Below are 9,550 nucleotides of genomic sequence, written 5' to 3'. Positions count from 1 at the left end.
CCTCCCCCTCGCCAATGTTCCGCAGGCACAGCCGGCACGGGAACCCCGCCCCGGTCGAGACCATGCGCGCGGCGGTCCGCCCCGCCGCATCCAGCCCGCCCGCGCGGATCGCTTCGGCGGTTTCGGCGGTCATGGGAACGATATTCAGGATCATGGGAAAACTCCGTCTTCTGATGACGAAGCCTTGGCCTCGAACTCCGGCGCTGGCGACCCGAACCTTGCGCTCCCCGCCCCGGACGGATTCCTCTTTCACAAAGAAACACATAAAATAATCCGTCATCCTCCGGCTTGACCGGAGGACCCAGAGTGGCGCGAAGTGTGGAAATTCATGCGCGCCTTCTATGTCTACATCCTCGCCAGCGCCCGTAACGGAACGCTCTATGTCGGCGTCACGAATGACCTGATCCGGCGCGTGTGGGAGCACCGCGAAGGGCGCGGCTCGAAATTCTGCAAGAAATACGGCGTCTCGATGCTGGTGCATTTCGAGACGTTCGAGACGGTGGACGCGGCCATCAATCGCGAGAAGCGATTGAAGCATTATTTGCGCAAATGGAAGCTGGAACTGATCGCGCGGAATAACCCGCAGTGGCGCGATCTGTATGACGAAGTCGCGAGCGGCTGGCTCGGGCCTCAGATTTAAACTGGGTCCTCCGGTCAAGCCGGAGGATGACGGTTTTTATAGTTGCACTGACAATTACTTCGCTCGCACCGCAAAAAGAAACCGCGCATAGCCGATCTCTGCCGCGTTCTTCATCAGTTCGATATTCACCCAGGCCGCAACATCGCCGAAGGGCCGGTCGCGGAACGGCCAGCGGGTTCGCTCGGCCGAGGCCAGATCCGCTTCGCCGAGACTCTCCAGCCGTCCCCGCCAGTCTTCCCGCAACCCGTCCAGCCACGCGCGCACGCCGTCGGCCTCGCCCGGCCAGACCACGTCTTCATGGGAGAGCGTCCCGTCGCCGAACGCATGATCCAGCGCCATCGACCACCAGAATCCGATATGCCAGGTCGTCCAGGCGATGGAGGGCGGGCCAAGGTCATAGCCCTCGCTCTCCGGCCATTCGCCGCGCCAGGCTCCGCCCGAATCCTTGCGGACATGCAGCCCCTTTTCCGCGGGCCGCCACAGGCATTCTTCGGTCGTCAGGTCTTCGAGATGATATTCGGTCAGCGCCCAGGCCGTGTCGAACTGGCGGAGGAGATATCCGCGCGCCGCGCTCATCGGCTCAGGAAGCTTCCTCTTCCTGCTCGGCCGACTTGTTGTCGCGCCCCGCTTCGTAGTCCTCGTTGGACCGGTCGGTCCATTTCAGGGTCAGCGGCACATTGGCCATGGCGAACACGAAAGTCAGCGGGATTACGCCCAGCACCTTGAAATTCACCCAGAACCCCTCGCTCATCGTGCGCCACACCACTTCGTTCAGGATGGCCAGGAACACGAACCACAGCGCCCATCGCACGGCCAGCGTGCGCCAGACCGGATCGGGCAGGGTGAACATGGATCCGAAGGCCAGCTTCCAGACATTCCGCCCGGCCACCAGCGATCCGAATATGATCACCGCATAGACCAGATTCATGATGGTCGGCTTGATGTAGATGATCAGCTTGGAATGGAAGGCCAGCGCGATGCCGCCCATGGCCAGCACCAGCACAGTGGTGGCGATCAGCAGATAGGACAGCCGCTTCTGCACCAGCTTGGCGTAGATGAAGGCCACGGCCGCCGCGGCCATGTACAGCCCCGTCGCCCAGAAAATCGCCTGATCGGCGCCGATCATGCCGCCGGTTCCGTCCTCGCCCGGCTCCATCCGGAAAAAGACGTTGTAGGAGAGTGTGAAGAGTAGAACCGGACCGATGTCGACCAGCAGCTTCTTCAATTGCTGGCCGGCCTGTTCGTCGGTCATCTTTTGCGTCTGGCTCACTCGTTCTCCTTAGGCCGTTACCGGCGCGCCTGAACTACCCAACCTGTAATAAAGCCAATCCGCCGCCGAGCAACACGGCCATCACAAGACGGCGCAGCCCGAATGGCTCTTTAAGCACCAGCGCGGCCAGCAGCGCGCCGAACACCACGCTGGTCTCGCGCAGCGCCGCCATCGGCGCGACAGGGGCGATTGAATAGGCGAACAGGGCCAGCGTATAGGTGCCGACGCCCATGAAAGCTGACAGCGTGGCCGGCCCCAGTTCCTGCCTGGCCAGCGGCAAGATGGCCCGCCGCCGCCGGACCAGGGCCGTCGCGGACAAAAGCGCCGCGCAAAGTACGAAAAACCAGGCCGCATAGATGATTGCATTGCCCGAGGCGCGCACGCCGGCGGCGTCATTGACCGAGTAGGATGCGGTCATGGCCGCCGCGGCGACAGCAAAGCCGAGCGCCGCAGCCTTGGGCGCGCCGCCCCGTTCGGGCCACGCAAAGGCCAGCAGCGCCCCGCTGGCGATCGCAAGGCCGAGTATCGAAACAGTAGAAAGCGTTTCTCCCAGAAAAATATAGGCGCCAACCGCGGCCAAAGCAGGCGCGCCGCCGCGCATCACCGGATAGACCAGATTCATGTCGCCGCGCTCGAAGGTGGCGATCATCAACAGGTTATAGATCCAGACCAGTAATGCGCCGATGAGCAAAAAACGCCAGACCTCCCAGCCCGGAAAGGGCGACAGCAGGAGAACCGGCGTGAACAACGCCACAGAGACCAGCATGCTGACCGCGCGAAAGGTCAGCTTGTCGCCAGCCCGCTTGGTCAGAAGACTCATGAAAGAATGGAATATCGCCGAGCCGAGCATGGCCGCTGCCGCGACCAGTGCCGAGCTCATCCGGCGTCCAGCCCCACCAGCCCGCGCGCGAAAGCCTCCGCGTCAAACGGCTGCAGGTCGTCCACCCCTTCGCCCACCCCGATATAATAGATCGGCAAATCGTGCTTTTCCGCCACCGCCATAAGCACGCCGCCCTTCGCCGTGCCGTCCAGCTTGGTCATCACAAGGCCGGAAACCTCGGCGGCCTGTTTGAAGATTTCCGCCTGGCTCAGCGCGTTCTGGCCGACCGTGGCGTCCAGCACCAGGATCACCTCGTGCGGCGCCTTGGGATCCTTTTTTTTCAGGACCCGGACGATCTTCTCCAGCTCTTCCATCAGTTCGCGGCGGTTTTGCAGCCGCCCGGCGGTATCGGCCAGCACCACGTTGCGCCCCTGCATCATCGCCTGCCCGTAGGCGTCGAAGATCAGGCCCGCCGCGTCCGCGCCGATATCCTTCTTGATGATCGGCGTCCCCGTCCGGTCGGCCCAGGCGGCGACCTGTTCCACGGCGGCGGCGCGGAACGTATCGCCCGCCGCGATCAGGGGGCGCCGGTTCTCGTCGTTCAGCTTCTGGGAAATCTTGCCCAGCGTCGTGGTCTTGCCGGAGCCGTTCACGCCCACGAACAGCACCACGCGCGGCGGCGCGCCGGACAGGTCCAGCGGCTTTTCATAGGGTTTCATGCGCTTGGCGATCTCGGCCGCCAGCGCTTCCTTGATCTCGGTCTCGCTGACATTCTCGCCGAAGCGCTGTTCTTTCAGCGCCTCGACAATCTCCATCGCCGCCACGCCGCCAAGGTCGGAGGCGATCAGCAGCTCTTCCAGCTCGTCCAGCGTTTCCTGGTCCAGCGGCTTTTTGGCGATCGCCGCCACGCCCTCCGACAGCCGGTCGGAGGAGCGTTTCAATCCCTTCGCAAAGCGGGAGAACAGGCCGGGCTTCTTGTCCTGATCGCTCACGCGGCGGCCTGCATCTCTTTTTTCGGGTTCGCCGCGCCCAGCGTCAGTTCGGCGATGTCGCCCGGCTGGCCGCCGATCATGCGAACCGGGGTGAAATCCTCGTCCCGCGCAAAGCCCGGCTTCTCCACCAGCGCCCGCGCAGCCGTCCCGGCGCGGCGGTCCAGATGGCGGTTCAGCGCCGCGTCTCCGGCCTCGCGCAGGCGCGCCGCGCGCTCCTTCACCAGCGCCCGGTCCAGCTGCGGCATCCGCGCGGCGGGCGTGCCCTCGCGGGGGCTGAACGGAAAGACGTGCAGATAGGACAGCCCGCATTCCTCCACCAGGCTCACCGCGTTGTCGAACATCGCCTCGGTCTCGGTCGGGAAACCGGCAATCAGGTCCGCCCCGAACGCCACGTCCGGCCTTGCCGCGCGGATCTTGTCGGTCAGCGCGATGGCGTGATGGCGCAGATGCCGCCGCTTCATGCGCTTCAGCATCATGTCGTCGCCATGCTGCAACGACAGGTGCAGATGCGGCATCAGGCGCGGCTCGCTTCCAATCAACTCGAACAGCACATCGTCAATTTCCACCGCGTCGATGGAGGACAGCCGCAGGCGCGGCAGTTCGGGAATCTCCCGCAGGATGGCCCCGGCCAGCACGCCCAGCTCCGGCTTGCCGTCCAGATCCTCGCCCCAGGAGGTGATGTCCACGCCCGTCAGCACGATTTCCTGGTGTCCGGTCTCCACCAGCCGCCGCACCCGCGTCACCACCTCGTCGGCGGGGACGGAGCGCGAATTGCCGCGGCCATAGGGGATGATGCAGAAGGTGCAGCGATGGTCGCAGCCGGTCTGGACCTGCACATGGGCGCGGGCGCGTTTGTCCATGCCCTCCACCACCGCGCCGCGCGGGCGGGTGGCGCGCATGATGTCGGAGACCTGAACCCGGCCGCCCTCGCCCCTGGCAAGGCGGTCCCAGGCGCCGCGGGTCAGCTTTTCCTCATTGCCGATCACGCGGCTGACTTCCGGCATGGCGTCGAACGTGCCCGGCTCCACCTGCGCGGCGCAGCCCGTCACAATGACCTGCGCGTCCGGATTGGCGCGATGGGCCTTTCGAATGCGCTGGCGCGTCTGGCGCACGGCCTCGCCGGTCACCGCGCAGCTATTGACGATGACGGCATTTTCCAGCCCCGCGGCCCGCGCATGGTCGCGCATGACTTCGCTCTCCCAGCTGTTCAGCCGGCAGCCGAGCGTCTCGACCCGCAAATTATCTTTCGCGCCTGTCGTCATAGCGGCGGGAAACTGGGCTTTCACAGGAATTTTATCAAGCGCGGGAACTGTTCGCCCCGTCCGTCATTTAACTGTCACGCGCCGCGCCAACGCACACATGAGTTATCCCCATGACAAGACGCTATAACGAAGGCACCAAGGTCGAGTGGTACTGGGGCCAGGGGGAGGCCACGGGAATCGTCTCCGAAATCTTCACCCGTGACGTCACCCGCACCATCAAGGGCTCGGAGATCAAGCGCGAAGCGTCGGAGGACTGCCCCGCCTACCTGATCGAACAGGATGACGGCGACTCCGTCCTCAAATCCCACTCAGAGGTCCACAAGGCGTTTTAGGTCTAGAGCGGAAGCGACCCTTCGCCTTCCAGCTCGACCGGGCCGGTCATGAAGACATGTCCGTTGCCGCGCCAGTCGATCAGCAATTCTCCGCCATCCACGATCACGCTGGCCTTGCGCTCGCACATCCGCCGGCGGTGCGCGGCGACCAGCGCGGCGCAGGCGCCCGTGCCGCAGGCCTTGGTCAGGCCCGCCCCGCGCTCCCACACCCGCAGGCGGATGCGGTCCGGCGCCTGCACTTCGGCAAAGCCGACATTCACCCCTTCCGGGAAGAGCGGGTGGCGCTCGATCATCCGGCCCACCGTCTCGGCGGGGGCCTTTTCCGCGTCCTCCACGAAGAAGACGACATGCGGATTGCCCATATTCACCGCGCCGGGCAGTTGTAGCACCGGGTTGTCGATGGGGCCGATCTTCAGGTCGATGCCGCGCGTATCCATGCGCTCTTCCAGCGGAATCTCCGTCCAGTCCAGCTTCGGCGGCCCCATATCGATGGTGATGGCGTACTCTCCGGCGCGTTCGGCGCGCAGGTTTCCGCCCGTCGTTGCGATGGTCAGCCGCGAATGGCCCGTCTCGTTCATCAGGAACCAGGCGACGCAGCGCGCGGCGTTGCCGCAGGCCCCGACCTCGCTCCCGTCGGCGTTCCAGATGCGCATGAAGACATCGGCCTCGCCGGACGGCTCCATGGCGATCACCTGATCGGCGCGCGTCGCCTTGGCGATGGCCGCGGCCTGGTCCTCGGCCAGGGTCAGGCGGCCCTTCTCCCGGGCGTCGAAGATGGCAAACGCGTTGCCCGCCCCGTTCATCTTCAAAAACCGCATATAACCGCCTCTGTCCGCCGCGCCCGCATCCTGTGAATGACCAGACGCATATGGCGTTTTCATGAGCGTGGACACTGGAACTCTCCGCCCGGCTGCGCTAGCCGGAGTGATGAAACAAATCGCACGCCAAAGATAGGAAGGCCCCGATGATCGCAAGGTCCATCACTGTCCCCCGCCCGAACTCTATGCTGGCCCTCCTTTCCAGCGCCCTAATCGGATCGCTGATTCTGGCGCTGGCCGCGCGCATCAACGCGCCGATGTGGCCGGTGCCGATGACGCTGCAGACGCTGGCCCTGGTCCTGATCGGCTCCTATGCCGGGGCGCGCGGCGCGGCGCTGGCCGTCACCGCCTATCTGGCGGAGGGCCTGATGGGCCTGCCCGTTTTCACCGCCGGCGCCGGCCCGGCCTATTTCGCCGGCCCGACCGGGGGGTATCTGATCGCCTTCCTGCCGGCGGCGTGGCTGGCCGGTTACGCCTCTGACCGCGGCTGGCTGCGCAACGCCTTCGCCGCGTTTGCCGTGTTCGCCGCGGCGCACGTCATCGTGCTGGCCGGCGGCGTCGCCTGGCTGGCCGTGACGCTGGGCGCGACGGCGGCGATTGCGGGCGGCCTGCTGCCCTTCCTGCCTGGCGCGCTGGTGAAATCGGCGCTGGCCACCGCGGTCACCGCCGCCGCCCGTCCCGCAAAACGCGCCGCCTGACCGTTTCCCGCCTTTGCCTCTCCCGTCCGCTCGGCTAGGTTCGCCCGCGGGGATGTTCGGGAGAGGCAAGAGGCAAGACTCCATTATGAGACACATGACCGCCGCCGCGCTGACCGCGGCGCTGATGTCCACGTCCGCGCTGGCGCAGGACGCGGATACGACTGAGGATTCACAGGACACGATGAGCGAGACGACCGAGGCCGCGGCCGCCGACCCCTTCCTCTGGCTGGAAGAGGTGGAGGGCGAGCGCGCGCTGACCCAGGTGCGCGAATGGAATTCCGGCACGCTGGATACGCTCAAGGCCGATCCGCTTTACGAGGAGCTCTATAACGAAGCCCTCGCGATCGTGAACTCCGAAGACAAGATCGCCTACCCGTCGCAGCGCGGCGATCACGTCTATAATTTCTGGCAGGACGAGACCCACGTGAAGGGCATCTGGCGCCGGGCCACGCTGGAATCCTACATGTCGGGCGCGCCCGAATGGGACATCCTGCTGGACGTCGACGCGCTGGCCGAGGAAGAGGGCGATTCCTGGGTCTATAAAGGCTCCTCCTGCGCCGAACCGGCCAATCGCCGCTGCATCATCACCCTGTCGCCGGGCGGCTCCGACGCCGCGGTGCGCCGGGAGTTCGATGTCGAGACCAAGTCCTTCGTCGAGGACGGCTACGCCCTGCCCGTCGCCAAGGGCTTCACGAGCTGGATCAGCGAGGACGAACTGCTGGTCGCCACCGACTGGGGCGAGGGCACGATGACCGAGTCCGGCTACCCCTTCGTCGTGAAGACGTGGCGGCGCGGAACCCCGCTGGAGGATGCCGAGGAAGTGATCCGCGGCGACCAGACCGATGTCGGCGTCTGGCCGTTCGCCATACATACCGAGGCCCGCACCTATGTCGCCTTCTCCGAGGCCGACACGTTCTACGAGACCAAGTGGTGGATGCTGGACGCGGAAGGCGAGAAGGTGCAGCTGCCCCTGCCCGCCAAGTCCTCCATCACCGACATCCATGAAGGCCAGCTTCTGGTCGCCCTGCAGGAAGACTGGGCGCCGGAATCGGGCGGCGCGTTCACCTCGGGTCAGCTCGTCTCCTTCGATATCGACCAGTATCTGGAAACCGGCCAGCTGGGCGGCGTGCAGGCCGTCTACACGCCGGACGACCGCTCGGCCTTCCAGTCCGCCTCCGCCACCGCGGCGGGCGTGATCGTCTCGATCACCGAGAACGTGCAGGGCCAGGCCTGGCTCTACACGCTGGACGACGCCGGACAGTGGCAGTCCACGCGCATTCCGCTGGCTGAAAACTCCGTCGTCTCGCTGGCCGATGCGGACCGCGAGTCCGCGCTCGCCTTCTTCTCGGTCGAGAACATGCTGACCCCCGACACGCTCTACGCCGTGGACCTGACCACGCTGGAGCCCTCCGTCGCGGCGCAGCTTCCCGAATGGTTCGACTCCGCCACCATGGAGGTCGAGCAGATGGAGGCGGCCAGCAAGGACGGCACGAGCGTCCCGTATTTCGTGATGAAGCCCAAAGGCGTTGAGCTGGACGGAACCAACCCGACCCTGCTCTACGGCTATGGCGGCTTCCAGGTGACGATGGACCCGTCCTACTCCGCCCTGCGCGGCAAGCTGTGGGTGGAAAACGGCGGCACGTTCGTGCTGGCCAATATCCGCGGCGGCGGCGAATTCGGCCCCGCCTGGCACCAGGCCGGCCTGAAGACCAACCGCCAGGTCATCTATGACGACTTCATCGCGGTGGGCGAGGACCTGATCGAGCGCGGCGTCACCGCCCCGGAGCATCTGGGCATCATGGGCGGCTCGAACGGCGGCCTGCTGATGGGCGTGATGTACACCCAGCGCCCGGATCTGTGGGGCGCGGTCGTCTGCCAGGTGCCGCTGCTGGACATGCTGCGCTATCACAAGCTGCTGGCCGGCGCGTCCTGGGTCGGCGAATACGGCTCCCCGGAAATCCCGGAAGAGCGCGAATTCCTGCAATCCATCTCGCCCTACCACAATGTCGAGGCGGACGCGGACTATCCGCCGATCTTCTTCGTGACCTCCACCAAGGATGACCGCGTCCATCCGGGCCACGCCCGCAAGATGGCCGCGCGCCTCGCCGAAGAAGGCCACGCTTTCGACTATTACGAAAACATCGAAGGCGGCCACTCCGCCGCCGCCAACCTGATCGAGACGGCCAACCGCGTCGCCCTCGAATACACCTGGCTCTGGGACCGCCTCAACGGCGACGACGCCTAAGACCAGACCTGCACGCGTAAGAAAGCGCCCCTTCCGGAAACGGGAGGGGCTTTTTTCATGGATAAACAGCCGGGTTTCCCGGGGAAGTTCGCGCTCTCTGAAGTCCGCCTTCGAGACGCCCTCACGGGCTCCTCAGGCTAAGGGTTGGAGTTGTAGGTTATTGTTTCTCCATCCCTTCCTATCACCCTTTCCCTGAGGAGCCGCGCCAAGGGCGAGGCGTCTCGAAGGGCCAGAAAGCAGGGACGAACCCCAAAATATCAGACCGACTTCCCACCTGAGCCATACTCGTCCCCGTTCGCCGTCATGCGAGGGGCTTCGGATCCGGTCGCCCGAGGGACGGAGTTGAACGCGGTTCCCGGGATACGGCATGGCTCGACCGAGTCCGTGCGCGTCCCGGCGCACCGCCAGGCGCCAGTCTGAGGCTGAAATGCCCTGGCTATTAAGACTCTGGCGGCAGCGGATGGAGAGGCCGG

10 protein-coding genes are annotated in these 9,550 nt (G+C 65.4%); 4 read left to right on the top strand and 6 right to left on the bottom strand.

Annotation, left to right across the window (positions count from 1 at the left end; translation table 11 throughout):
• Positions 1 to 328: 328 nt before the first annotated feature.
• The gene (locus tag H2040_RS13990) at positions 329 to 640 is read left to right on the top strand and encodes a GIY-YIG nuclease family protein (RefSeq protein ID WP_287158191.1); all 312 of its coding nucleotides are present in this window, start codon (positions 329 to 331) and stop codon (positions 638 to 640) included.
• Positions 641 to 694: 54 nt separating this feature from the next.
• Here the strand turns inward: H2040_RS13990 and H2040_RS13985 are convergent, their stop codons facing one another.
• From H2040_RS13985 to mtaB, 5 genes are read right to left on the bottom strand one after another with little or no spacing between them, the layout of a single operon-like run.
• Positions 695 to 1,216: a DinB family protein gene (locus H2040_RS13985; RefSeq protein ID WP_287158190.1), complete on the bottom strand. Its 522-nt coding sequence runs from the start codon at positions 1,214 to 1,216 to the stop codon at positions 695 to 697.
• A 4-nt stretch (positions 1,217 to 1,220) separates the two neighbouring features.
• The gene (locus H2040_RS13980) at positions 1,221 to 1,910 is read right to left on the bottom strand and encodes an inner membrane-spanning protein YciB (RefSeq protein WP_287158189.1); all 690 of its coding nucleotides are present in this window, start codon (positions 1,908 to 1,910) and stop codon (positions 1,221 to 1,223) included.
• Between the two features lie 34 nt (positions 1,911 to 1,944).
• A complete protein-coding gene (locus tag H2040_RS13975) occupies positions 1,945 to 2,790 on the bottom strand; it encodes an EamA family transporter (protein WP_287158188.1) in 846 nt (281 codons plus the stop codon).
• Positions 2,787 to 3,722 carry a signal recognition particle-docking protein FtsY gene (ftsY, locus tag H2040_RS13970; protein ID WP_287158186.1) on the bottom strand — a complete coding sequence of 312 codons (936 nt, stop codon included), beginning with the start codon at positions 3,720 to 3,722 and terminating at the stop codon, positions 2,787 to 2,789. Before ftsY ends, H2040_RS13975 begins: the two co-directional genes overlap by 4 nt.
• Positions 3,719 to 4,984, bottom strand: a complete 1,266-nt coding sequence (gene mtaB, locus H2040_RS13965) for a tRNA (N(6)-L-threonylcarbamoyladenosine(37)-C(2))-methylthiotransferase MtaB (RefSeq protein WP_353844868.1) — start codon at positions 4,982 to 4,984, stop codon at positions 3,719 to 3,721. The genes ftsY and mtaB overlap by 4 nt, the downstream gene beginning before the upstream one ends.
• A gap of 110 nt (positions 4,985 to 5,094) precedes the next feature.
• On the opposite strand from mtaB, the gene H2040_RS13960 reads away from it, so the two are divergent.
• Positions 5,095 to 5,316, top strand: coding sequence for a hypervirulence associated TUDOR domain-containing protein (locus H2040_RS13960; RefSeq protein WP_287158184.1), 222 nt, complete (start codon positions 5,095 to 5,097; stop codon positions 5,314 to 5,316).
• Between the two features lie 2 nt (positions 5,317 to 5,318).
• Here the strand turns inward: H2040_RS13960 and dapF are convergent, their stop codons facing one another.
• Positions 5,319 to 6,134 (bottom strand): diaminopimelate epimerase, encoded by an 816-nt coding sequence (dapF, locus tag H2040_RS13955; RefSeq protein ID WP_287158182.1) that lies wholly within the window; start codon positions 6,132 to 6,134, stop codon positions 5,319 to 5,321.
• Positions 6,135 to 6,280: 146 nt separating this feature from the next.
• Here dapF and H2040_RS13950 point away from each other — a divergent pair, with 146 nt between their 5' ends.
• Together H2040_RS13950 and H2040_RS13945 are read left to right on the top strand one after the other, a co-directional pair.
• Positions 6,281 to 6,832, top strand: coding sequence for a biotin transporter BioY (locus H2040_RS13950; RefSeq protein WP_287158180.1), 552 nt, complete (start codon positions 6,281 to 6,283; stop codon positions 6,830 to 6,832).
• 85 nt (positions 6,833 to 6,917) lie between these two features.
• Positions 6,918 to 9,077, top strand: a complete 2,160-nt coding sequence (locus H2040_RS13945) for a prolyl oligopeptidase family serine peptidase (protein WP_287158178.1) — start codon at positions 6,918 to 6,920, stop codon at positions 9,075 to 9,077.
• Positions 9,078 to 9,550: the final 473 nt, after the last annotated feature.

The sequence above is a fragment of the Euryhalocaulis sp. genome (genome assembly GCF_013911995.1).
GTDB classification, from domain to species: Bacteria; Pseudomonadota; Alphaproteobacteria; order Caulobacterales; family Maricaulaceae; genus Euryhalocaulis; species Euryhalocaulis caribicus.
The sequence above is the reverse complement of the archived record's forward strand: the minus strand, read 5'-3'. Positions and strand labels throughout refer to the sequence as shown.

What these genes read in the sequence shown, in the direction of transcription:
- H2040_RS13950 (WP_287158180.1), top strand. Translation starts at nt 6,281, where the DNA reads ATGATCGCAAGGTCCATCACTGTCCCCCGCCCGAACTCTATGCTGGCC.
- H2040_RS13990 (WP_287158191.1), top strand. Translation starts at nt 329, where the DNA reads ATGCGCGCCTTCTATGTCTACATCCTCGCCAGCGCCCGTAACGGAACG.
- H2040_RS13960 (WP_287158184.1), top strand. Translation starts at nt 5,095, where the DNA reads ATGACAAGACGCTATAACGAAGGCACCAAGGTCGAGTGGTACTGGGGC.
- H2040_RS13975 (WP_287158188.1), bottom strand. Translation starts at nt 2,790, where the DNA reads ATGAGCTCGGCACTGGTCGCGGCAGCGGCCATGCTCGGCTCGGCGATA.
- dapF (WP_287158182.1), bottom strand. Translation starts at nt 6,134, where the DNA reads ATGCGGTTTTTGAAGATGAACGGGGCGGGCAACGCGTTTGCCATCTTC.
- H2040_RS13985 (WP_287158190.1), bottom strand. Translation starts at nt 1,216, where the DNA reads ATGAGCGCGGCGCGCGGATATCTCCTCCGCCAGTTCGACACGGCCTGG.
- mtaB (WP_353844868.1), bottom strand. Translation starts at nt 4,984, where the DNA reads ATGACGACAGGCGCGAAAGATAATTTGCGGGTCGAGACGCTCGGCTGC.
- H2040_RS13945 (WP_287158178.1), top strand. Translation starts at nt 6,918, where the DNA reads ATGAGACACATGACCGCCGCCGCGCTGACCGCGGCGCTGATGTCCACG.